Annotated in this window: 17 protein-coding genes; 10 read left to right on the forward strand and 7 right to left on the reverse strand. The window is 46.6% G+C overall.

Annotation, left to right across the window (positions count from 1 at the left end; translation table 11 throughout):
• Nucleotides 1-229: 229 nt before the first annotated feature.
• From LSG34_RS14040 to LSG34_RS14050, 3 genes are read left to right on the forward strand one after another with little or no spacing between them, the layout of a single operon-like run.
• Nucleotides 230-589 carry a PadR family transcriptional regulator gene (locus LSG34_RS14040; RefSeq protein WP_233009722.1) on the forward strand — a complete coding sequence of 120 codons (360 nt, stop codon included), beginning with the start codon at nt 230-232 and terminating at the stop codon, nt 587-589.
• Between the two features lie 37 nt (nt 590-626).
• Entirely contained in the window at nt 627-1,175 is a 549-nt protein-coding gene (locus tag LSG34_RS14045; protein WP_233009723.1) for an HAAS signaling domain-containing protein, read from the forward strand.
• A gap of 24 nt (nt 1,176-1,199) precedes the next feature.
• A complete protein-coding gene (locus LSG34_RS14050; protein ID WP_233009724.1) occupies nt 1,200-2,363 on the forward strand; it encodes a metallophosphoesterase in 1,164 nt (387 codons plus the stop codon).
• Between the two features lie 64 nt (nt 2,364-2,427).
• On the opposite strand, the gene LSG34_RS14055 is transcribed toward LSG34_RS14050, so the two are convergent.
• The 4 genes from LSG34_RS14055 to LSG34_RS14070 form a co-directional block, all read right to left on the reverse strand.
• The gene (locus LSG34_RS14055) at nt 2,428-3,183 is read right to left on the reverse strand and encodes an NUDIX hydrolase (protein WP_233009725.1); all 756 of its coding nucleotides are present in this window, start codon (nt 3,181-3,183) and stop codon (nt 2,428-2,430) included.
• Between the two features lie 81 nt (nt 3,184-3,264).
• The gene (locus tag LSG34_RS14060; protein WP_233009726.1) at nt 3,265-4,467 is read right to left on the reverse strand and encodes an ABC transporter permease; all 1,203 of its coding nucleotides are present in this window, start codon (nt 4,465-4,467) and stop codon (nt 3,265-3,267) included.
• Nucleotides 4,468-5,268 (reverse strand): ATP-binding cassette domain-containing protein, encoded by an 801-nt coding sequence (locus LSG34_RS14065; RefSeq protein WP_233009727.1) that lies wholly within the window; start codon nt 5,266-5,268, stop codon nt 4,468-4,470.
• Nucleotides 5,265-6,134 carry a DUF3025 domain-containing protein gene (locus LSG34_RS14070; protein ID WP_233009728.1) on the reverse strand — a complete coding sequence of 290 codons (870 nt, stop codon included), beginning with the start codon at nt 6,132-6,134 and terminating at the stop codon, nt 5,265-5,267. The genes LSG34_RS14065 and LSG34_RS14070 overlap by 4 nt, the downstream gene beginning before the upstream one ends.
• A 299-nt stretch (nt 6,135-6,433) precedes the next feature.
• Between LSG34_RS14070 and asnB the strand changes: the two genes are divergently transcribed.
• From asnB to LSG34_RS14095, 5 genes are all read left to right on the forward strand, one after another.
• Nucleotides 6,434-8,098: an asparagine synthase B gene (gene asnB, locus LSG34_RS14075; protein WP_233009729.1), complete on the forward strand. Its 1,665-nt coding sequence runs from the start codon at nt 6,434-6,436 to the stop codon at nt 8,096-8,098.
• A 432-nt stretch (nt 8,099-8,530) separates the two neighbouring features.
• Complete coding sequence (locus LSG34_RS14080; RefSeq protein ID WP_233009730.1) at nt 8,531-10,549, forward strand: hypothetical protein; 2,019 nt, start codon at nt 8,531-8,533, stop codon at nt 10,547-10,549.
• On the forward strand, nt 10,512-10,760 hold the full coding sequence (locus tag LSG34_RS14085) for a VF530 family protein (RefSeq protein ID WP_233009731.1): 249 nt from the start codon (nt 10,512-10,514) through the stop codon (nt 10,758-10,760). Before LSG34_RS14080 ends, LSG34_RS14085 begins: the two co-directional genes overlap by 38 nt.
• 221 nt (nt 10,761-10,981) lie before the next feature.
• The gene (locus LSG34_RS14090; protein ID WP_233009732.1) at nt 10,982-11,305 is read left to right on the forward strand and encodes a DUF6968 family protein; all 324 of its coding nucleotides are present in this window, start codon (nt 10,982-10,984) and stop codon (nt 11,303-11,305) included.
• A 67-nt stretch (nt 11,306-11,372) separates the two neighbouring features.
• On the forward strand, nt 11,373-11,747 hold the full coding sequence (locus LSG34_RS14095; protein WP_233009733.1) for a plasmid pRiA4b ORF-3 family protein: 375 nt from the start codon (nt 11,373-11,375) through the stop codon (nt 11,745-11,747).
• Nucleotides 11,748-11,811: 64 nt separating this feature from the next.
• On the opposite strand, the gene LSG34_RS14100 is transcribed toward LSG34_RS14095, so the two are convergent.
• Complete coding sequence (locus tag LSG34_RS14100; protein WP_233009734.1) at nt 11,812-14,859, reverse strand: di-heme oxidoredictase family protein; 3,048 nt, start codon at nt 14,857-14,859, stop codon at nt 11,812-11,814.
• A 333-nt stretch (nt 14,860-15,192) separates the two neighbouring features.
• Nucleotides 15,193-15,888 (reverse strand): pirin family protein, encoded by a 696-nt coding sequence (locus LSG34_RS14105; protein ID WP_233009735.1) that lies wholly within the window; start codon nt 15,886-15,888, stop codon nt 15,193-15,195.
• Nucleotides 15,889-16,145: 257 nt separating this feature from the next.
• On the opposite strand from LSG34_RS14105, the gene LSG34_RS14110 reads away from it, so the two are divergent.
• Both LSG34_RS14110 and LSG34_RS14115 read left to right on the forward strand, forming a co-directional pair.
• A complete protein-coding gene (locus tag LSG34_RS14110; RefSeq protein ID WP_233009736.1) occupies nt 16,146-16,736 on the forward strand; it encodes a LemA family protein in 591 nt (196 codons plus the stop codon).
• A gap of 139 nt (nt 16,737-16,875) precedes the next feature.
• The gene (locus tag LSG34_RS14115) at nt 16,876-18,753 is read left to right on the forward strand and encodes a M48 family metallopeptidase (protein WP_233009737.1); all 1,878 of its coding nucleotides are present in this window, start codon (nt 16,876-16,878) and stop codon (nt 18,751-18,753) included.
• 47 nt (nt 18,754-18,800) lie between these two features.
• Here LSG34_RS14115 and LSG34_RS14120 read toward each other — a convergent pair whose 3' ends face one another.
• Complete coding sequence (locus LSG34_RS14120) at nt 18,801-23,360, reverse strand: EAL domain-containing protein (RefSeq protein ID WP_233009738.1); 4,560 nt, start codon at nt 23,358-23,360, stop codon at nt 18,801-18,803.
• Nucleotides 23,361-23,366 lie beyond the last annotated feature (6 nt).

Genomic DNA, 23,366 nt, shown 5'->3' on the forward strand with positions numbered 1-23,366 from the left:
TCCCCCTGCGATGTCTCACTCTAGCGGGGGGGATGTTTCATAGAAGCTGCCGCAAATTTTTAGATGCATTTCGACAATAGCCATCCTCAAAGAGGATTGAAACCTTAACTCCTTACTTTACTTGTTTTTGTTCGAAACTTGCACTACAAGTTAACCTTGCAATACAAGACTAATTTGTAGTGCATAAAACACTTGCTGTGCATATCGCATTTTAAAACAGGAGTACAGAGTGGAATCTTCAGAACAAAAATGGGATGTGCAGTTTCGTAAAGGCTCGCTGGAAATGGCGATTCTGGCGCTGTTGCATCAGGAACCACAGTATGGGCTGCAAATTTTGCACAAGTTGCATCAGTTTGAAAGTCTGCAAATCACCGACGGCACCTTATACCCCTTACTTGACAGGCTGAAACGGGAAGGCGTGATTGATAGTTTCTGGCTGCAGGAAGGCGAAGACAGACCTCGTAAATACTACAAATTGTCGGCTTTTGGCATAGAGAAACTCAATGCATTAAAAGCACGCTGGCAACAATCGGTCGACGATATTTATGCCTTGTTTGAACAAAGTGGTCTGGCGACAAAAACACGCTGATCACAAAAACGTACTGACACTATCAAAGGAACGCGCAATGGCACGAAGTGAATTAATACATAACTATCTGGCTGAACTTCAAATTTACCTGTCGCGAGTCAGTGAAGTGCAAGCGCAGGAAGTGGTTCAGGAAATAGAAAGCCATATTTACGATACCCTGGCAATGCAACAAGGAGCAGAAGACTCCGCCGTAGAAGTTATTCTGGCACGGCTTGGCACAGCACGGGAACTGGCGGCTGGTTACATAGACCACATCACTATAGGCGTTGCACCGCCCAAAGGATTAAAACCACTGTCGCGAGTCAAAAAAGGCATCAGTAAAAGCCTTTATTATCTGATCTGCATCTTAGGATACGGCTGTGGCGCCGCCCTGTTGCTGGTGGCACTACTTAAGTTACTGCTGCCATCAAGTTTCGGAGTTTGGGTTGCAGAGCATGGCAATAGTCTGGTGATAGCCTTTAGTCAGCTTGAGCCGCAAGCTAGTGAGATCCCAGCATTATGGCTTATCCCTGTCGCCTCTTTGCTCGGCGCTGGCCTACTGTATCTGACCCGCCAAATCGCCCGCATCTTAAAAATGCATCTGTGAAACATCAACCACAAGGAGCTAGTGATGTCTCTTATTCTGACCAATTTAAAACACTTTACAGTCACCTTTTTATTATTGCTGGTGACGCTGGTCTGCTTTGGTTTATTTATCGGCGCTGATGCACATCTGTTTGAGGACAAACTAGCCTATCAGCTTGATGGTGAAGTACATGTTTTTTATCAGGATAATCAGGCTATCGCCCTTCGTATTAAGGGTGACAATGACAGTGGTTTTAGTGTTGAGCAGCAAGCTTTTTCTACGGCGGCTGACAATAGAATCAAAGTGCAGTTCCCGCAAGACAATAGCAGTTTTACGCTAGAGATTGCTGAAGATATCCAGACTCCGAATACCATTTATAACGACGGCGAGCCTATAGTTGCACTCTCTGATATCGAAAGTGGTTTTGGCGCATTCAGACAGTTTTTAGTCAGCCACGGCATTGCAGATAAGCAGCTAAACTGGACCTTTGGTAAAGGTCATCTGGTTTTAGTGGGTGATTTTGTCGATCGGGGCGCTTCGACTACACAAGTGTTGTGGGGTATCTATAAACTGGAGCAATCCGCGAGGCAATCGGGCGGACAAGTACATTTTGTGATAGGCAACCACGAAATCAAAAACCTGCAGGGTAACTTTCAATCAGCCAATGAAAAATACTTTTATATCGCAGGTATTCTTGGCAAACAGCAATTTCAGTTATTTGATGATCATGCGCTTCTGGGCCGTTGGTTGGCTGCAAAAAACGTGTTGGAAATAATTAATGGTGTGGCTTTTGTGCATGGTGGGCTGCATCCTGATATCGCTAAGTATCAGTTATCAGCGGATGAAATCAATCAAATAGTACGCAGAGGCTACAGAACTCTTTATTACACTCCCGCCACAGTGACTAAAGAATCTTTTCTTCAATCCAGTACCACAGGGCCTGCCTGGTACAGGGGCTATTTTAAAGATGATTTATCACAGGCTGAAATAGAGCAAGGCTTAAAAGCCGTCAATGCAAACGCTGTAGTGGTGGGTCATACTTTACAAAGCGAAGTGAAAGCTCTGTATAACCATAAGGTATTTGCCATCGATGTAAGGCACCCCAAAGATTATCTGACCAGTTTTCCACTTCGCGTCAGTGAAGGATTATTAATTAAAGACGGGCAGTATTTCCGCTTATCTGAAGATGGCAGCAGCGAAGCATTGTAAAAGACAAGTAGGATGCAATCGCCGTAGGCAATAATCGACGGTGGATAGTTTTCGTTAAAAATGCCTACACTAACCCCATAAAAATCTCATACTCATCCGGGCCCTTCATATAGCCCGGTACTTTCTGACTGGAAAGCCGCTGGCCGGTTAATGCAGTTTGTACCAGTAACTTATTGTAAAAGCTAGCGTTTGAGTCGGCCAGATATTCAGCGCAGTCGAACCAACGGGCCTGCAGAATTTCACGGGGATCAGGTTTAGGTTCTGTTTCGTCTGCGGTTAAGCGGCACACCATATACAAATTAGAAGCACCAAACTGGCCCTGATGATGATGGCGTAGCCCTAAAAAGCTATCAAAATGGGCGGCAACACCGGTTTCTTCCAGCACTTCACGAATGGCGGCATCTACTAAGTGCTCCCTGGCGTCAACCATGCCCCCTGGTAACTTAAAATAACCAGGGCTGCGGCCTTCCAAAGGTTTTTCCTGCACCAGCAATACTTTTCCTGATGCGGATAACACCACAGCACCAACCCCTATGCTATGAGTTGCAGCTGAAGGTAAATAGCTGTCGGCTTGCAGTTTTTTACTCAGCATTAATTTGTCAGCTGTGCAGTGATGAAAGGCAAAGCCAAGTTCAACAGCGACAGAAATCAGCTCAGACCGGGAGGCGGGTAACTCCAGCCACACTAGAGAATAATGATGATGCCAGGCCTCAACCGACGCAGCTAAACGTCCGGCAAATTCAGCTACCGTATCAGGCAGTTGTTCCGGGCCTATGTAAACTCCGTTGTAGGGATTTACCAGTGCATCAAATAACTTCATTTGGAAAAACACTCTGCATTAACCAAGAGACGAAACGGGCGGGGACAAGCCCCGCCCCTACAGCGAACATGCGCAAACATTTTATCTGAACAATACTTTTTCTTTTTGGAACCAGCTGACGCAAAAGGCCAGTAATGCGGTGGCAATCACCACTGTCGATCCAAAAATCGCCAGCAGCATACCCAGATCCATAGTACCTTTGATCAGCTCCTTAATCGCCAGTGCTACGTTGGCAACAGGCAACATAGCCATGCTCCAGGTCAACTCAACACCTGGCATTAACGCCAAAATTAATGGCATAAAGATGATCATGCTCAAAGGACCAATGTAGTTTTGAGCTTCTTTAAAGCTGCGGGCATAAATCGACAAGGACAGCAGTAAGGACGCAAAAATGGCAGACAATGGGATCAGCATCATCAGGATCAGTAACAGATCAGCCACGCCTAAAGTGGACATAGTTTTAGCGACAATATCCACGCCCATTAAAGAGCCAATCACATAACCCCAGCCACCAAAGCTGGTAACGGTTATCAGTGCTGAGGCCAATCCTGTGGTCAACACCGTCAGAAACTTGCCTAACACAATAGAAGTTCTGCTGATCGGGCATATTAATAAGGTTTCTAAGGTGCCGCGCTCTTTTTCACCAGCGCCAATATCAATAGCAGGGTAAGAGCAGCCGGCTAAACACAATGGGATCAGGATATAGGCAATTAAACCACCAATCTTCTCACCTAAATTTTCACGGCTTTCGGCGGTGTTAACTTTTTCCAGTTTCACCGGCTGCAATAATGCATCTACTTTTTCTGCGCTGACCCCTAAGCTATCCAGCTTCGCCAGTTGCAGTTTTTTGCTGTAATCCCGTAGCAACTGATTGAAGTATTTATCAATCATATCGAGCTGGGATGACATGTTATAAATCACTGTCCATTGGCTTTGCGAAAGGTTGCCAGCATCAGCACTAAAGTCGTCAGCGATGATAATAGCTAAATCAAATTTATCGTCTCGAATAGCCTGCTTCAGCGCTTCAGGCTCCGTCAGATCAGATTCCACCTTTTTGAAGTTTTTGTGATAAAACAAAGCTTCTGTCAGCTCTGGTGCTTTATCTGCATTGATAATGACATAACGATGTTCTTCAGCTTCGGCTTGTTTGGCCACATTCGCCACCACCAACCCCATGATGCCAAAGAGCACAGGGAAGACAATAATGGGCAGTAAAATAACAAAAAACATGGTTTTTTTATCACGGAGCAGTTCTGTGAGTTCCTTTAAATACACTTGCCACATTTAGTTGTACTCCTTGTTCTGTCCTGCCGGATTAATCACATTCATAAAGGACTGACGTAAATCACCATCCGCACTTAAGGCTTTAAAGACCTCAAAGCTGTCGGAAAAGGCGCTGATGCCTTTGTCAATCACCACCACCCGATCACACAAAGAGGCCACTTCATCCAAATGATGGGTAGAGAAAATAACAGGAGTACCCTGTTGTTTTAACGAACGGATAAAATCCAATACAGTTTGAGTGGTCATAATATCCAGCCCGGTAGTAGGTTCGTCCAGAATCACTACTTTAGGCGAATGCACCACAGCACGGGCTATCGCAGTTTTTTGCTTCATACCACTGGACATGGCATCGGCTTTACGGTTGGCGAAGTCGTGCATATTCAGCAAGGTGAACAACTCTTCAATCCGCTGTTTTAATGCGGTTTCGCTCATACCATGCAAACGGGCAAAATAAGCGATGTTTTCATAGGCAGTTAAACGGCCGTATAAGCCAGTGCTGCTGGATAAAAAACCGATTTTTTTCCGCGCCAGAACAGGTTGCTTTAATACATCCACACCTTCAATCAGCACAGAACCTGAATCCGGCTGCAAGGCGGTCGATAAAATACGTAAGGTGGTGGTTTTACCTGCGCCATTGGGGCCTAATAAACCTAATACCTCGCCGGAGCCACAATCAAAGCTGACGTTACGTACCGAATGGAAAGCTTCTTTGCTATAGCGCACATCTTGTTTTTCACTGTCCGACAACTTTTGGCCACGACTGATGGCAAAAGATTTAGCCAGCGCTTCTATTTTTATCATGCCTTATTCCCTGCTGATGCTTCTGTTGCTTCGGATGAGTCAGGTTTATGTCGTTTTGGTCTGAAGTAGCTGGTATCGGCGTAAAAAGCCGCTTCCTGCTCTTTGTACCAACCCGGAACACCCAACAAAGGTAACGGACTAAGCTGTTGATTATCAAGTAGCAGTTCAGCCTGCACAAGCTGTTTCACCAATAATTCATCAACAAAATTGTAACCTTTTATCCCCTCTGGTATCTGTGTCTGTTCCGGCAGTTCAATACACCATAATTTGCCGGTTAAGCCAATAAATGGCTTTGTTGCCATTTCATAATTGGCGTGACCAAAAATCAGCGGGTTCAGCTCTTCCCACTGTTTTTTATGCTGATAAAACGCATCGAGCCATTGATGATCCCGCAATAAATCCAGCACAAAACGCTGTGAAGGCCTTATGCAAAGCAGCACCCCGCATTCATCCAGCAAAGTCAGTTTATGCCGCACTTTAGTGCGCTCTTTGTTGCCAAACTGCTGAATTTGCGCCATATGCAGCTGATTCATCAATTGCTTACTTTTGGGGAACAAACACCAAATCAAAGCGCCAAATAAGTCATGCCAGTTATTTGCACGCATTGGAATTTGCTGACTTTGTGAAATAAAGTCTTCGTAATAACGGCCATCCTCGTCAAGCTTTGTGCTATCGACAAAACTCCAATTATGCAATGCAGTGTGCTGATGCAACCATAACGTCAGCAGCTGTGGTGATGGGAAATCAGTCTGCTCAGCTAAAGGAAAAACAGCGGCCAAAGCACTGAATAGGCCGGGCTTAGAAAACAGCTCTGGCTGCCATTCTTTGGGTGCAGTGAATCTCGAATTTAGATTACTTTTTTGCATCGATATGAAAAAACCGTTTGTTGTTGTGAAAGCATACCTTGTCAATTACCTGTCAAAAGCCTGAAAAAACCTCTTGCAATTTTCCTGTAAGCTGGCAAATTCAAAGAGTACGTATAGACGTACATACTGCCAAAATTTGTTTGCCCGTCGTTCTTGACGCCGCAGCTTTGTTGCCTGCGTTCGCTCGCCCCAATCACATAGGACAACTATGTTCATGGGGACTCGTTCGCTTGTCGCCTCTCTGCAACGCCAATAACTTAGGGCAATGATATTGATTAATTAATTAGAGGTTACTCATCATGTGTTCGATATTTGGGGTGCTTGACATCAAGACTGATGTTAAAGCCTTGCGCCAGCAGGCGCTACAGTTATCTAAATTATTACGCCACCGTGGACCAGATTGGTCAGGCGTATGGAACAACGACAATGCCATTTTAGTGCATGAACGTCTGGCTATCGTAGATACTGAAAATGGCGCCCAGCCCCTGATTAATCCAAATCGAAATCACATTCTGGCAGTGAATGGTGAGATTTATAATCACAAGAATTTAGAGAAAAACTTAACAGTCGACTATCAGTTCCAGACCAAATCGGACTGCGAAGTGATATTGCCTTTGTACTTACAGCACGGCGTTGATTTTATCGATCAGCTGCAAGGTATGTTTGCCTTTATTCTGTATGACGCGGAGCAAAACCGTTACCTGATTGCCCGTGACCATATTGGCATTATCCCGCTGTATTACGGTTACGACGAACATGGTCAGCTGTATGTAGCGTCTGAATTAAAAGCTCTGGTGCCTGTGTGTAAACAAATGCAGGAATTCCCACCAGGCCATTACTTTGACAGCAAAGTTGGCAAACTGGTGCAGTACTATCAGCGCGACTGGCAAAGTTTTGATGCAGTCAAAGACAACCCGGCAGATTTAGGCGAATTACGCGCAGCACTTGAGCAAAGCGTAAAATGCCACTTAATGTCCGACGTGCCTTATGGTGTATTGTTATCCGGTGGTCTGGATTCATCACTGATTTCCGCTATTACCCAGCAATTTGCCCGTAATCGTGTGGAAGATGATGGTCAATCCGAAGCCTGGTGGCCTCGCCTGCACTCTTTTGCCGTAGGTTTACAAGGCTCACCTGATTTAGTGGCTGCGCGTAAAGTAGCCGACAGCATAGGCACAGTGCACCACGAAGTGTTGTTTACTGTGCAGGAAGGTTTAGATTCACTGCGTGACGTCATCTATTTCCTCGAAACCTATGACGTCACCACTATTCGTGCTTCAACCCCTATGTATTTAATGGCCCGTAAAATCAAAGCCATGGGTATCAAAATGGTGTTGTCTGGCGAAGGCTCAGATGAAATCTTTGGTGGTTATTTGTATTTCCACAAAGCGCCAAACGCCAAAGAATTCCATGAAGAAACCTTACGTAAACTGGACAGGTTGCATATGTTTGACTGCAACCGCGCTAACAAAGCCATGTCGGCCTGGGGTATTGAAGCCCGTGTGCCTTTCCTCGACAAGCAGTTTATGGATGTCGCCATGCGCTTAAATCCTGAAGCTAAAATGTGTGGCAAAGGCAAAATGGAAAAACACATTTTGCGTCAGGCCTTTGATGGTTTGTTACCGCACGAAATTTTATGGCGCCAAAAAGAGCAGTTCTCAGACGGTGTAGGCTACAGCTGGATTGACAGCTTAAAAGCTCATGCTGAAAAAGAAGTGACGGATCAGCAAATGGCAACAGCAGCTTTCCGCTTCCCGGTCAACACCCCGGATAGCAAAGAAGCTTATTACTATAGGGTGATCTTTGAAGAACATTTCCCACATACAGGCGCAATTTCCTGTGTACCTGGTGGTAAGTCGGTGGCTTGTTCTACCCCTGAAGCTTTGGCATGGGATGCGAAAATGGCGCAAATGACAGACCCGTCAGGGCGTGCAGTGCGGGACGTTCACGAACAAGGTTATTAAAATACCCTGCGTTCTTGAAGCTGCAACTTTGTTGACAGCGTTCAGTCCATATTTTTTTTCAGAACGGGCGCGGATAAACCGTGCCCCTACACGTCGCCTCGTTGCAACATCAACTACTTTGGGTAGTAACCTGAGTTCAAAACTGTAGGGGTGGGGCTTGTCCCCACCCGTCTTGTGATACCGCGATGTTACTCGAAAATACCAGGGTACTGATGGAAGGGCCGGGACAAGCCGCGGCCCCTACACTTGACTCCATCTTGAGTTTAAGTACTGCTTTTCTGTGGCTTTTCTTTTCATCCTCTGCTATTCCTCAATTGATTGTATTTTTTTTCGGCGAATAATGCGTTTTTATCGGGTTTCTCTGGCGAAATAGTCCGGTAGATCGTATGTTAGGCGCCATCTGAATATGCCCTGAATTATGGATCTAAGACTGTGATCAATTTATCCAAATCCCTGTTCACTGTATTGCTGTTTGCCAGCATCAGTGGGGATCTGAATGCAGAAACGGCTCTGACAGGTCAATGGCTGACCGACTTAGAAAAGCAAACTTTACTCGACCCGCAAACCTCAGGCGTCACCTTCCGTAAAGGTGAGTTGGTGGTGGTGGGCGATCAAAGTGCGCATGAAACTAACAGGATGAAGCTGTTCCGGATTGACCCAAACACGGCCGCGGCTATTACTCAGCCGATCCAAATCACAGTAGCTGAAAGCTTAAAAAACAGCTGTTTTTATAACTATTTAGCAGATAAGCCCGATTTAGAAGCCTTAACATGGGACAGACTGGACGACACCACTTTAATTACTGTGACTGAAGATGCGTCGGCTTATCAGTTAAGCAACGAGTGCGCTAAAAAGTTTAACCAGTCCAATTCCACGGCTTACCCTACTCTGCTGTTAAAAATTCAGGTCGACAGTGCCTTAACCCGCGCAGAAATTGTAGCGGTACGGCCCGTGCAATTTCCGCTTGAGGCCAAAGTAGGTAATTTTCCGAATGATGGCATTGAAGGTTTAGCTGTTGATGATCACCAGAACTTATATCTGGCACTGGAGCAGGACATTGCCAACAAACCTAAGTTATTTAAAACCCGTTTAACTCAGGACTTCTGGCTACGCGATAACTTTGTCAAAGTCATAGACGCAAACCTGAGCTTGCCGGTGCTGGATGACAACGACCATCCTATTAATGGCATAGAGTTTTTACCCAGCCCCATTTTAGGCCACCCGGGTTATTTAGTGGCGGTGGCGCGTAATGATGACGAGTTATGGGTGTTCGATTTAACTAACCGTATTCCGCCTTATGTGCAAAAGTTGAGCTTTTATGTCAGCACAGACGACAGTGGTCTTTGCCCTGCCTATGACAAGCTGGTGCAAACCGCGCTGGAAGCAGTGACTATCAACAACGGTACTGTGTATTTAATTAACGACCCGTGGAAACAGCATTACGCTGATAATATTCAGTGCGGCACTCATACCGATAAATTTAAACGTATGTCACCGCTGCTGTTTAAAATGCCGGTTGACCCACGCTGGTACACGCCATACCGGCCTAAAACTCAAACAGCCTTACCTGCGATCAGCGGCTTAGCTGCTTTGGATCAAAATCACTATCTGGCTGTGCAGGATAAAAAAATTCAGCGTCAGGGCGACAGACTTACCTTAATTCAGGTGAATCAGGATCAGCAACTGACTGCCCAGAACTTATTTGTGACCAACTGGCCTGCTGGTCAGGCATCCAATGATTTAGAGGCCGTCTGCGCTTTGCCTGGCCAAAATGGCGAGTTTTTAATAGCAGAGAGTGGCACCTGGCAAGGCTCATTTGGCCGGCTCTTTCATATCAAAGTATTCCCCACTTACGCCCAGGTGTTGAATACCTTTGAGTTGCCTGTAGAGCGCGACAACAGTCCGGAGCAAGATGGCGATAACTTTGAAGGTTTGGCCTGTGCTAAAAAAGATGTGAATCGTTATCTGGTGATTTTAGGTGAACGTGGCACAGCGACAGCAGCCGGATTTTTACAATGGGGTGAACTGGATATGGCCGCTGCCAGTATTCAGTGGAATGGCCAGAAAATTCAGGTCACTGGCCCAACAGCCCTTAAAAACCGCAACTACAACAGAGTGATAGCCGACTTACATCTGGAAGGAGATGTACTTTGGGCCAGCGCAGTGCTCGATAGCTCAGACAATGGTCCTTTCACCAGTGCAGTGTATCCGCTTGCGCTGGTGAACCCTGCAGCAAAACAGCCGATCAGCTTAATGGCGGAGCGACCAGTGCTGTGGCAAATCGACGGCTTTAAAGTAGAAGCTTTAGCCAGCCCAAGCCCATTGATCCCGGGTTCAGCCCTGATGATTGGTACAGATGACGAAAACTACCACGGCCAATTCCGGCCCTTAGCGACTACAGAGCAAAGCCCTTATGGCAACCCAAGCCCCAAACCAGCCACAACAAAATAACCCGTTGCACGGTTTTACCCTGCAGCAAATTCTGGAGTTGCTCGTTGAACAGCAAGGCGGCTTTGCAGCTTTAGCAAAGCAAATACCGCTCAAATGCTTCAGCTCCAACCCCAGCATCAAATCCAGCCTGACGTTTTTACGTAAAACGCCCTGGGCCAGAACTCAAGTGGAAGAGTTGTTTATCAAACTGAAGTTATACCAAAGAAGCTAGCCGCAAGGCTGGCTTTTTTGTGTCTGATTTTTATGCATTTACCTTGAACAGACTTTACTAACCAGCCTGAACCACCAGCATTTTATCTTTTTGAATAGAAAGTTTTTGAAACAGCTACGTAGTGCCGTTAATTTAAAAAAGTGCTCTCGAAGCTTGGTCTAATCTGATCATCAGCCTTATCTTCCAGGCTTAAGCGCGATAAATAGCACGATGGAAAATACATGCATTTAGCCACTAGTGAATACATAGCAACAAATCCTGCAGGTCAGTCAATGCCTGTGGTGTTGAGCCTGCACCTACCCGAACCTGATCCATTGTCTGAACAGGGAGATTACCGCTGCAAGGTTGAAATTCAGGGCATTTCATTCGAAAAGTATGCCTATGGTGTCGATTCTCTGCAGGCTTTATGTCTGGCGGTTGAAACCTTGAGGCTGACTATTAGTTCTTTGCAGTCCGATGGCTGGAGTTTTTATGTTCCACAGCATCTGGATGCGCGCTTTGATTTGTTGTCTGCTTATTTTCCGGGATCAAGTCCACAGCTATAATGCCTTGCGTATCAGATGAGGCATAACAAAGGTCAAAACAAACTTCGTCATAAAGAGGACAGTCCGTTTGGAAATATACACCATAGAAATCACCCTTCCCCTAAAAGCCAAAACACCGTGGCGCCGTGTGATTGAAGTAGAAGACGACACGCCCTTTTTTGAATTGCACTATTTTATCCAGACTATGGTGAAGTTTGATAATGACCACTTGTACGAATTTCATACCGCCAAAACACCAGGTCGGAACACTCAGCGTATTGATGATGGAAAAATGCTGAACGAGGTGTATCCGCTAGTGGGAACTAAGGTGTTTTATCTGTTTGATTTTGGTGATTGCTGGTTATTTCAATTTAAAAAATTACGCAGAAAAGCTGAAAAACTGCCCCGGGTAAAATATCCGCGAGTGGTTGAGTCTGAAGGCAAAAACCCAAAACAGTATTAAATAACTAAATAAAAAAAGCCCGGCGGAGTTTATCTGCGCCGGGCTTTTTTGATCCCTATTCGAATTACAAGGACTTCAGGAAAGCCAGCAGAGCTTCACGTTCGGCTGTAGGCAGGTTCACAAAGCGGTTTTTGATCACTTCAGCCTCACCGCCGTGCCATAAAATAGCTTCGGTTAAGGTACGGGCACGACCATCATGTAAATACCCAGCCGGAGTACCACCAGCCACAAACTGGGTGTAGCCTATGCCCCACAGCGCTGATGTTCTCCACATACTGCCGCTAGCCAGGCCTTCGGCGAAGTTATCAGCAAGGCCAGGTCCCATATCATGCAGCAATAGGTCGGTGTAAGGTTTAATGTTCTGATTACGCACTTCGTCAAATTCAGAGCGCTCGCTGGTTTTCACTTCACTAACGTGACAGGCCACGCAACGAATATCTTTAAAGACTTTTTCGCCAGCCGCTATTTTGGCAGGATCAACATCCAGATAAGTCAAAGGTGATACCCCTTTAGGGAAACCACTGACTACACTGCGCTGTGCCGGCACACCCAATAAATGCAGGTATTGCGTCATAGCAGTGACAGCTTCATCTGGTAAACCAGGCTCTGCTGTAGCCGGGTCGCAGTTTTGTGGGCCAGCCAGGCAAGCCAGTTTAGGATAAACAGAAGAAGTCACCGCCATATCCAGCAGAGCAGCATTGGTCACCTGATGACGCAAGCTGACTTTACCTGCTTTCCAGCCGTAGCGACCTAACCGTACTTCTCCGCTTTCAGGATCATACGCATAGTTCGCTGTCCCCAACACACCGTCGGCATCTGGTGTACTGCGTACTCTGGATAAAATAGTTTCATCAGAAATCGCTTCCAATAACCCCATACCAATCAATGGCTGCGCCTGACGTATGGAATACACTTCAGGTTCAGCCCCTTCAAACGCAACAGTGGCTTTACGCAGTTCAACTTGTGTGCCGTCGGCAAGACTGACGTTACTGGTGACAAAATCAGAAACCCAGGCCGCGTTCCCCCAGTTTTGTATTGCTCCTGTTTCGATAGAGCGGGAATTCATTTGCAGCGCCTGACCATAAATCGGATGAGGCAGGTAATGGCCATTGGCATCAGTACCTGTAGCGCCAACCCGCACAGCCATAGTATCCAGTTTCTGGTTACGCACAGTAGGCGCCACGCTGCGGCCATTATTGACATGACAGTTAAAGCAGGAGGATTGGTTAAAACGCGGGCCTTGCAATTGACGGCCTGCGTCATTGCGATCATTGCCATCTTCGTTATGATCTCCTGTCCATAAGTTGGTATGCAACCAACGGCGCCCTTCCATAAAACGTTGCATATTCTGCATGCCTATAGTGTTATGCGGCTGCTGGAACATAAAGGTTGGGTTGTCGGCATAATCAAAAGAAATAGAACCCAGACCACCTTGCAGCGCGCTTTCGGGCAAAGGTTCATTCATCAGGCGCGGCTGCACACCGTACCAGGGCCTTAAGCCTTTGCCCATCACGTACGTCAGCTCATTGGTGTAATAACGGAAAGCCCCGTTGTCACCTATAGCGTCCATCGCTTCGCGGGTAGAGAAAAACGAGCCGGTAAATTCAATCACGTCGCCTTTTTTCAGCACACGGGAGTCCACATAACTGCCATTAGGTACCAAGACGCCATCCGCGTTGGCGGAAAGCGCTCTGTGTCCGGGATAACGGTCGAACACCACACTACAGCCGTCATTGGCACCAATCACACCGTTATAACCACTGTCCGGACGCAACAATACACCATTGGCTGGTTTAGCCACTACAGGGCAGGCTGCACCAGGATCCTGATAAGTCGAGTCATCCAATAAATCCCCAGGGCTCATCCAGCCAAAACCTGTGACGCCAGGCTCATCAAAACGACGGACAAAAGAGTGCCCGCCGCCCTTTTGGGCTTGCTGATAATACTGATTCACTACAATACGGGGTTCTGTCACACCAGGGACATTGCTGTTATCAATAAACTCCACACCCCAGGTGCGGTTTTTAAAGTAGTTGGCGATAAAATTCAAATGTGCGCCAGGTCCCTTGTTTCTTGGTTTACCAGCAGCATCTACAGTGTCATTGACACCATAGCCAATTTCGTTCCAGTCTTCGCCCCGTTCACGGGCATGACGGGAGCGGCCAACCATACCAAAACGGGTCACCAATGTGCCATCTGCTAAGGTGAAGCTAACCATCTCAATTGGCTCTGCAGGTGCTGGTAAAGGCGTACGTCCAGCACCGCTTAAAGGGTAAGATAAAACTGAGGTGCTCAGTTCTGGCATTGAGTTTGAGCTATCAGGCGCTTTAAATTCGGCCTCAAACAAAGAATAACCATACTGAGTTTTACGGGTGATGCCCTGAATGCGCAGGTAACGGGCGTATATGCCCAGATTAAAGAACTCCTCTGTCTTACCTTGCGACGCGACTATATAACGGAGCTGATACCAGTTCTGCGCGTCATCTGATACGTAAACAGCGTACTCATCAGCATGAGCATTTTCCCAATGAAGAGTCATCATACCTATGGCCGTTTTCACGCCAAAGTCAAACTGAAGCCAGGCATTGTCAGCATCAGTAATATCATCACCCCAGGCACTTTCCCATCTGCTGGTCAGGTCTCCGTCTATCGCTTTGGCAGCAGTATTATTTCCGTTCTCATCGCCGGAAGAACTGGCATTAGCGACAGAAATTGGCTGAGCGGCGGCTACTCTGAGAAAATTGTCCGGTATTCTTAAGGATGCAGGTAATGGAGGTAAAGAAGGAGCCCCCACTTTAGGCAGATTAGCTGTTTTCACTTCAGGCAGAGCCTCAAGTTCAGGCTCTGGCAACTCTTCTGTAGGTGGAGTGTCTTGTGGTGGCGGCGTTTCATCCGGCGGAGGCAGATCTTCTGGAGGCGGAGTCTCCACAGGTGGTGTCACTACAGGAGGAGTGACTACTGGTGACTTCCCTGAACCTGAGTCATCAGGCACTGTACTACTGTCACCGCCACCGCCGCAGGCTGCAACGGATAATGCTAACAAAGGCACAATCAACCAACGCTTTCGCTTTAACCTGTTTTCACCTGATTGAACAACAGAACAAGGATTCATACCAATAACTCCACAATGACACAGCCAAAAATTTCACCCCTTGAACAAAACAACAGAGTGAGGTCGCTTTTAACCAAAGCGGCTACAAGTCGCCGGATCATGAGGCAATACCCGGTCTTTTTATGTAATTAATTGTACATTGCTCAACCTTGCGGCCTTTGCATCTTAACAGTTAGGTGAGGTTCAGGCGGTTTGGTCATACCACTGACAGGTAGCAGGACACTTTTTAGGCTACAAGGCTTCGAAAGACAGGAAGTATTGTAGTTTTTCCCAAAATAAAAGGATGCGTTGAAAGCATCCTTTTATTGTTTATAAAAAATAATCAGGCGTTCATCACGCAGGCAAATCAAACCACAGAGCTCTGACAGGTTCAGAGCCTGCTTTCGCTGTTAACTCTGTGAACTGAGTCAACTTGATACCATCCCCCGGATTTAACTGCTGACCAGCAATACTTAGCTCGCCGTTAATCAGATGCAGGTAGTATGCCCTGCCCGGCTTTACCGGCATCAGGTGCTGATCTGCCGCCAATAAAATCAACTGCGACAAGCTGGCGTCCTGTCTGATGATTAAGGTACCGTTGCGGCCATCTGGCGTAATCACTTCAGTTAAACCTGGCAATTGACCAAATTCTTTTTGCTGATAACCCGGCGCGCCATTCAATTGATTCGGTTGGATCCAAATTTGTAAAAACTTCAACCTCTCGCTATTGCTGGCGTTGTATTCACTATGTGAAATACCTTTACCTGCGCTCATCAATTGAAATTCGCCTGCAGGCAATATTTCTTCATTACCTGCTGAGTCTTTATGGGCAATTTTGCCTTCCAGTACATAGCTGATAATTTCCATATTTTTATGACTATGGGTAGGAAAACCAGCACCTGCCGATACTTCGTCGTCATTAATCACTCTAAGTTCTGAAAAACCCATCTGTTTTGGGTTGTAGTAATCACCAAAAGAGAAGGTATGTTGGCTTTTCAACCAACCGAAGTGCGCTCTGCCGCGCTCGCCTGAACGGATAATTTCAAACATTTTGCATCCCCTTAACCCTGTAATAAACTTGAGTAAACTTCAATACAGTCACTATAGAGTTAAAAAGACGGGACGAAAAACGGATAAAACTGACGCTTTAGTTCAAAATTATTGAACATTAAAATTATACAATATCAGACGATGCTCCAGCGGATGCCAGCTCACCAGACAACCACAGCTTATTGGCGCTATTCAACTAATTTTTACAATGCTACAGTGGTGTTTGTTTAATCTTATCATTGGTAAAAGGAAAACCCATGACCACCATCATTACCTTAGTGATTGCCGTAGTTATCCTGTTTTTTATCGTCAGTATCTACAACCAACTGGTGAAGCTGAAAAACCGTTTCCAAAATGCGTTTGCCCAAATTGAAGTGCAGTTAAAACGCCGCTACGACTTAATTCCTAATCTGGTTGAAACTGCCAAAGCTTATATGTCGCATGAACGCGAAACACTCGAAGCCGTCATTGCGGCACGTAACAGCGCCATGACTCAATTAACAGCAGCTGCTGCTCAGCCCGGAGATGCAACTGCTATCAGCCAACTGGCCGGTGCTGAATCTGCACTGCAAGGTGCCATGACTAAATTCAGCATGGTGATGGAAGCCTACCCTGATTTAAAAGCCAATCAGAATATGATGCAGCTGACAGAAGAGCTAACCAGTACTGAAAATAAAGTAGCTTTTGCCCGTCAGGCCTTTAATGACGCTGTGACTGAATACAACAGCTATAAACAAAGTTTCCCGCCGGTGATTTTTGCTGGTTTATTTGGTCATCAGCAAGATGCCAAATTACTTGAGTTTGCTGACAGTGCAGCCATTCAAGCCGCACCTAAAGTGAGCTTCTAACTCTTCGTCCTTGAAGATACGGCTTTGCTGAATTCACTTTTCACCTCATCCAACCTGGATTGGGGATCACGTGCAGGGATAAACCCTGCCCCTACGCTGTCGCCGCCCTGCAGCGTCAATTACTTTGAGTATTACAGATATGGCTGTTGATTTTTTTGCCGCTCAGGACAAAGCGCGCAGTAATACCAAATTACTGGTGCTGTTGTTCAGCCTTGCTGTGTTTTGTCTTCTGGTGCTGACGAATGTTCTGTTGTTGGTGACATTAGGTTTTATGGAGCCGGAACACTATCAGCTGTTGTTAAATCCGCAGCATCCAGACTGGTTGAGCAACTTGCCTTGGTCGATGATGGGTTGGGTCAGCTTAGCTGTGTTTGTAGTGATCGCCGCTGTGGTATCCATTAAGCAGGTAGAACTGAGTCAGGGAGGTCAGGTGGTGGCGAAAGCTTTAGGTGGCAGCCGTCTTGATCACGCCGTTGCTGATGCAAAACAGCGGCAACTGCTGAATGTAGTGGAAGAAATGGCCATAGCTTCAGGTGTGCCTGTACCGCCAGTGTATTTGTTGCCTGAATCCTCAATCAATGCCTTTGCTGCGGGTTATTCGCCGGCCGATGCGGTGATAGGCATCACTCAGGGTAGCCTGAATCTTTTAAACCGCGATCAGCTGCAAGGTGTTATAGCGCATGAGTTCAGTCATATTTTAAACGGCGATATGCGGATGAATATTCGCCTGATTGCTTTGTTGCATGGTATTGAATTTATAGGCCATGCCGGTTATTTCCTGCTTCGAAGCGGCAGCCGCAGAACAGCTGTGGTTCTTAGCAGCTCTAAGTCAAAAGACAACGGTGGCGGTATTTTAGGTTTAGCCTTGGGTTTGATGGTATTGGGTTATTTAGGCACCTTTTTTGGTAGCCTGATTAAAGCGGCCGTCAGTCGTCAGCGTGAGTTTTTAGCCGATGCCAGCGCAGTGCAATTTACCCGTAATCCGACTGGTATAGCTGGCGCACTCAAAGCCATAGGCGGCGCTCATTCTGGCAGTAAAGTGAAAAACCCGAATGCGGATGAAATGAGTCACTTGTTTTTTGGTGAAGCCATTAGTCGCTGGAGCGGTTTGTTTGCGACTCATCCGCCGTTAAAAGAACGGATAAAACGTATTGATCCCAGTTGGGCCGGTATTTTTCCAACAGAAGCAGAATTGATGCGTCAAAGTACGGCTCCTTCATCTGAACATCAGAGCACAACGAACCAGCACCAGCAGGCGGGAGCAGATATAGCTGCAACTTTGCTCGCCGCTTTGCCGCCGTTATTATTGCATAGCAGCCGCCACGCTGCCTCAGCTCCGGCTTTGTGTTGTGCTTGTCTGGTACAACCTGAACATCTGGCTAAACAATGGAATTTAATTAAAAGCCAGGGCCAGGCTGGTCTATTGCAGGATGTAGATAAGTTGTATGACGAAGTCAGTAAACTTGCTCCAAGGCAGAAATTACAATTGGTGCAACTGGCAATTCCGGGTTTAAAACAACTGTCTAAACAACAGTTTGAGGATTTTCAGCAGCTGTGTCAGGCCTTAAGTCAGGCTGACGGTGAAGAGGATTTGTTGGAGTGGACTTTACTGAACTGGCTCCAACATTGTGTCGGCAGCCAATTTGACTCTATGTTGCTGCACAAACAAGATAAAGCCAGCGATCTTTCAGCGATAAAACCAGCCGTTCTGGCGTTGTTAGCCGTGTGCGCCATTCAGGCAGAACATCAGGAACTGCAACAACAAGCCTGGCAAGCAGGTTTGGACAAAGTGGGAATGGATGCAAATACGACAAAACCAGTCGTCAGCTTTGAGCAATTAAAACAACATCTGCCAGAACTGATGCACAGCACACCACAGCTTAAAAAGCAGATTTGGCTGATGCTCAAAGCGGCAGTGCGTGCAGACGAGTTGTTGAACGAGCAAGAAGACATGCTGTTGCGCGCTTTAGCTTTATTGCTCGAAGTGCCTGTGAGCCCTGACGAATTCACGCACTAAAGCCACTATTAAATCCATCATTAAATAAAGGCCGGATTGATCCGCAGTCAGGAGTTCTGACTGCGGATCAATTGTTCAAAATCGTCAGCTGGCAGAGGTTTGCTGCATAAATACCCCTGATAATAATCACAGCCTTGTAAAGCTAAATAATCCAGCTGAGCTTGCTGTTCGACTCCTTCCGCCAAAGCCTTTAAGCCAAGAATATGCGCCATCGAAATAATAGCTGTGACTATGGCCTGACTTTCGCTGTTATCCGCCACATCATCCACAAAACTCTTATCTATTTTCAATACATCCAACTGATAACGCTGCAAATAAGCAAAAGACGAATAGCCTGTGCCAAAGTCATCAATGGCCAGATTTACCCCCATATTGTGTAAATCAGATAACACCAGCTCTGCTTGTTGCTCTCTCGACATAATGGCACTTTCGGTCAGTTCCAACTCCAGCAGTTCCGCAGGAAAACCTGTGTCTTTTAATATTTGCGCCGTCTGAGCGCCAATATCGCCATGACTGAACTGATGCGAAGACAAGTTCACGGCCAGTTTTAAATCAGGTAAACCCGCTTTGCGCCACAAAGCCCCCTGACGGCAGGTTTGTGCCAGCACCCAATCACCAATAGCCCCAATCAGCCCTGTGTCCTCTGCAATAGGAATAAAACGTCCTGGTGGTATCAACCCCTCCACGGGATCGTTCCAGCGCACCAGAGCCTCAGCACCCACAATACGGCCTGTTTTAATATCGGTTTGTGGCTGGTAGTAGACTAAAAACTGGTTCTGCGCCAAAGCTCCACGCAAGCGGGCCTCTAAATCAATACGCTGACGGGCATAGAGAGTTAAGTCATCCGAATAATAAGCAAAACGACCCCGGCCCTGCTCTTTCGCACGGTACAAAGCTGCGTCGGCGTTGCTCAGCAGTGTTTCGCCTTCAGTGCCGTGATCCGGGTAAACCGAAATACCAATACTGGCGCCGATCCGGACTTCTGCATTGTTACTTAACAGCCATGGCTGACTCATATCATTGATCAATTGTGTGGCAAAACGGGCTGCATCTTCACTTTGATGTAACTGTTCAAGTAGAATAATAAATTCATCACCGCCAAAACGCGCCACTGTATCAATATCCCGCAGCCGATGTTTCAGCGAAGCGGCCACCAGCTTTAACAGCTCATCTCCCGCTGGATGACCAAAGCTATCATTGATGTACTTAAAGCGATCTAAATCCATCATCAATACAGCAAACTGGTGCTGATCCCGTTTCGCTAAATCGACCGCATTTTGTAGCCGTGAACTCATCAGTAAACGATTGGGTAAGTCGGTCAGCACATCGTGATGCGCCAGATACGCCAACCCCTGCTCTGACGCCTTTAACTGGGTAATATCTGCAAATACAGCCACATAGTGGCTCACTTGCTGGCTGGCATCGAGAATGGTATTGATACTGAGCAGTTCAGGGTAAATTTCACCGTTCTTGCGTCTATTCCAGACTTCGCCCTGCCAATGCCCTTGTTCAGCCAGCTCCTGCCACATTTGAGTGTAAAACGCCTGATCATGCCGCCCTGATGAAAACATAGCTGGCGTATTGCCTATGACTTCAGACTCTTCATAACCCAACATATGTAATAACGACTGATTAACCTGAATGATGCGGTTAGATGCGTCCGTTACCATAATGCCTTCACGGGTACTCTCAAATACAGCCGCAGCCTGTTGCAAAGAGGATTCAAACTGTTGACGTTTGACTGCATTACCTAAAGCTGTTGCCAGCATTTTTAATGCATCCAACTCCACCTGATTCCATTCACGACAGCTATGATGCTGCTCCACGCCAAGTAAGCCCCACCAAACCCCATCAACCATCACTGGCATCAAAGCTATAGCTTGTATACGGAAACGTTTCAGCATCGGCTGCAACATACTATCCATCTCATCAGCAAGCCCGGCCACCATAGTGCCTTTAGCCAAATGCTGAATAGCCGGATACCAACGGGAAACTTTGTTATTCAATTCTTTAAAGGTGCGGATATGCTCTTTTTGATCACGTCGCCACTGGGTTAATAAAGAACCTGTGACGACATTCTGCTGCATGCTGTTCTGATACAGATAAATAGCATCCACAGCTAAAGCCCGGCTAACCGAAGGCATCATGCTGCGCAATAACTGCAGCCAGTCACTGTGCTGTAAAAAACGCGCAGCCATATCCGCAAGGTTTGACATCACTAACGCACGTTGTTTCAGCTCGCGGCGATACTCAACTTGTGCGCTGATATCATCTATGGTGACTAACACGCCGGATAACTGCTCTTGTTCAAATAAAGGTTCTGTATTGAGTTTTAGCCAACGTTGCACCTGCCCATGTTCAATGCCCATCACTACATCACGAATAGGCTGAGGCACTTCTGCACGCAGCACCTGATTACTTGGGTAAAGTTCGGCCGGATACTGTGAGCCATCTTCATAAATGGTTTTCCAGTCTTCAACAGTGGGGACAAGACCACGCATCTCTTGCAGGCTGCGGTTGAGGATTTTCTCAGCAGCATGATTTGCATCAACAATAGCGCCCGTTCTGTCATGCAGAACCAGACCCTCAGACATGGTATTAAACAAGGTTTTCAGTTTATCGTTACTGGCTTCCTGTTCTAATCTGGCTTGTCTGAGTTCGGTAATATCAACCATGGCGCCAATGATTTGTTGCTTACCATCTATCAAAGCTGGTAACAATCTCAGGTCGTCGCGGATATATCGAATGCTGCCTGATGCATCAAAAAACCGGTATTCGTGGCGGTAGTGTCCGTGTAATAGCGTCTGCTCCAGCGCTGAACCCGCTAAAGCTTCATCTTCAGGGTGAACGCCGTTTTCCCACCAGTGATCCAACAAAGATTGTTCAACACTGTACCCCAATAAACGTTCAATATTGCTGCTGACCCAACTGGTTCGGCAACTGGTTCCGTCCAGTTCAATACGGTGCAATACGGTAGAACTGGCGGTTAAGATGGCGTCCAATTGCTGAGAGTTTTGCAGCTGTTGTTGGTGGCTGCGGTTTAAGTCGGCATACAGCTGACGTTTTTCTGTGACATCGTCAAAGGTTGCCAACAGCAGATCCGCCTGCCCTTCCTGACTAAATCGTTGCATCATTAATTTGATAGTTAACACACGTCCTGAACTGTGACGTAGCTGGATATCAGACTCCGCAGAGTTTTGTTCCCTGGACACAAAACTGGTTGCCATAAATTGTTCAGGGTTTTGAGCCAGATCCCGCAGCGACAAAGCCAGCAGTTCTGCTTCTGAGTATCCCAACACAGACTGCAGCTTTTTATTGACCCGGATAAAAGGCTGATGAGTACGGGATAAAATACCCATACCTGAAAAAGGTAAATCAAAAAACGCCTGAACTGTTTTGTCTTGTTCCGTTTGCTTAGCGGCTAACGCCAGTTGGTGGGACTGAATAAGCTCTCGCCAGTAAAATAAAGCACCAAGCACCAGCAACATCAGCAAAGTGCCTGAGATCACCGACAACCATAACAACAAGATCTCCAGAGGTTTCAGCACCTCCGCCACATCAATTTTACTGACCAGCATCCAGTTGGTTTGTCGTATCGGCGTATAAGCGCCTAACACTGGCTGGTTGCGATAATCCAGCTCTTCGGCTGTATTAAATTGACGCTGTCGCAATGCCTTAGCCGCCAGTAAAGGGCCATCTATATCCAGGTCATCAAGCACTGCATGCTGTGGATGGCGAAATGGGTTTAAGAATACTACGGCCCTGTCCTTACGCTGCACTAACAAGACTTCGGCTGTAGGGCTGGACACAGGCCAGTTCTGAATAGCGGGAAATAAATAAATACTGGTATCGACACTAAACACCAATTGGTAAACCTTTTGGCCTACTGCAATTTGCAGATACCAGGTCAGTTGGCAATACCTGTCTGTTCTTTTGCTGTCACATTGTGTGGCAGGCTGCGGCAGATGTTGCCCTCCAGCCAAGGCATCAAACTTGAGCCTTGCCCCCAACGCAAGATGTTGCTGGCCTTTGGAGTCGAACAACAGGACTGAACTGAAAGAATGCTCCGCTATCATTGAAGCAAGTCGGTTACGCACATCCGCCTGCTGAGTTATATCGCCAAACTCCAGATACTGTTGTAGTTTTTGCCGGAATGAGCTGTCGCGGGATAAGCCATTGATATCGTACAGCCGCTCAGCTAACCAGAGCTCTAACTGCTGCTTTTTAATATCAGTCACAGTGCGCAAGTCAGCCATAGCTTCAGCTTTGAGCTGATTGCCATGCACCCATTTAGTAATAAAAGCCATAGCTGGTATAGCCAGCAAAAAAGCCAGAATAAGCACAACCACCCGAAGCTGTTTGTAGCGCACTGTGACTTCAGAATCAAAAAACTGTTGTTTACGCCAGGTGGCCAGCAGTAAGTAAATTAAACAACCACTGATACAGACAAAAGCGACACCTTTGACAGTACCTAATAACGAATTCGCTTCTGGATCGGAAACAGTTAAATGCAACAAATGATCGGAGCCAAAAATCCACAGCAACGCAAAACTGCAATACAGCAGTACAATACGAATAGCAGTCAGAGGGTAAGCAGGTTTAGCCATGTATAT

The sequence above is a fragment of the Rheinheimera faecalis genome, from assembly GCF_021290965.1.
GTDB lineage: Bacteria > Pseudomonadota > Gammaproteobacteria > Enterobacterales > Alteromonadaceae > Pararheinheimera > Pararheinheimera faecalis.

What these genes read in the sequence shown, in the direction of transcription:
- LSG34_RS14045 (WP_233009723.1), top strand. Translation starts at nt 627, where the DNA reads ATGGCACGAAGTGAATTAATACATAACTATCTGGCTGAACTTCAAATT.
- LSG34_RS14050 (WP_233009724.1), top strand. Translation starts at nt 1,200, where the DNA reads ATGTCTCTTATTCTGACCAATTTAAAACACTTTACAGTCACCTTTTTA.
- LSG34_RS14055 (WP_233009725.1), bottom strand. Translation starts at nt 3,183, where the DNA reads ATGAAGTTATTTGATGCACTGGTAAATCCCTACAACGGAGTTTACATA.
- LSG34_RS14060 (WP_233009726.1), bottom strand. Translation starts at nt 4,467, where the DNA reads ATGTGGCAAGTGTATTTAAAGGAACTCACAGAACTGCTCCGTGATAAA.
- LSG34_RS14065 (WP_233009727.1), bottom strand. Translation starts at nt 5,268, where the DNA reads ATGATAAAAATAGAAGCGCTGGCTAAATCTTTTGCCATCAGTCGTGGC.
- LSG34_RS14070 (WP_233009728.1), bottom strand. Translation starts at nt 6,134, where the DNA reads ATGCAAAAAAGTAATCTAAATTCGAGATTCACTGCACCCAAAGAATGG.
- asnB (WP_233009729.1), top strand. Translation starts at nt 6,434, where the DNA reads ATGTGTTCGATATTTGGGGTGCTTGACATCAAGACTGATGTTAAAGCC.
- LSG34_RS14085 (WP_233009731.1), top strand. Translation starts at nt 10,512, where the DNA reads ATGGCAACCCAAGCCCCAAACCAGCCACAACAAAATAACCCGTTGCAC.
- LSG34_RS14090 (WP_233009732.1), top strand. Translation starts at nt 10,982, where the DNA reads ATGCATTTAGCCACTAGTGAATACATAGCAACAAATCCTGCAGGTCAG.
- LSG34_RS14100 (WP_233009734.1), bottom strand. Translation starts at nt 14,859, where the DNA reads ATGAATCCTTGTTCTGTTGTTCAATCAGGTGAAAACAGGTTAAAGCGA.
- LSG34_RS14105 (WP_233009735.1), bottom strand. Translation starts at nt 15,888, where the DNA reads ATGTTTGAAATTATCCGTTCAGGCGAGCGCGGCAGAGCGCACTTCGGT.
- LSG34_RS14110 (WP_233009736.1), top strand. Translation starts at nt 16,146, where the DNA reads ATGACCACCATCATTACCTTAGTGATTGCCGTAGTTATCCTGTTTTTT.
- LSG34_RS14115 (WP_233009737.1), top strand. Translation starts at nt 16,876, where the DNA reads ATGGCTGTTGATTTTTTTGCCGCTCAGGACAAAGCGCGCAGTAATACC.
- LSG34_RS14120 (WP_233009738.1), bottom strand. Translation starts at nt 23,360, where the DNA reads ATGGCTAAACCTGCTTACCCTCTGACTGCTATTCGTATTGTACTGCTG.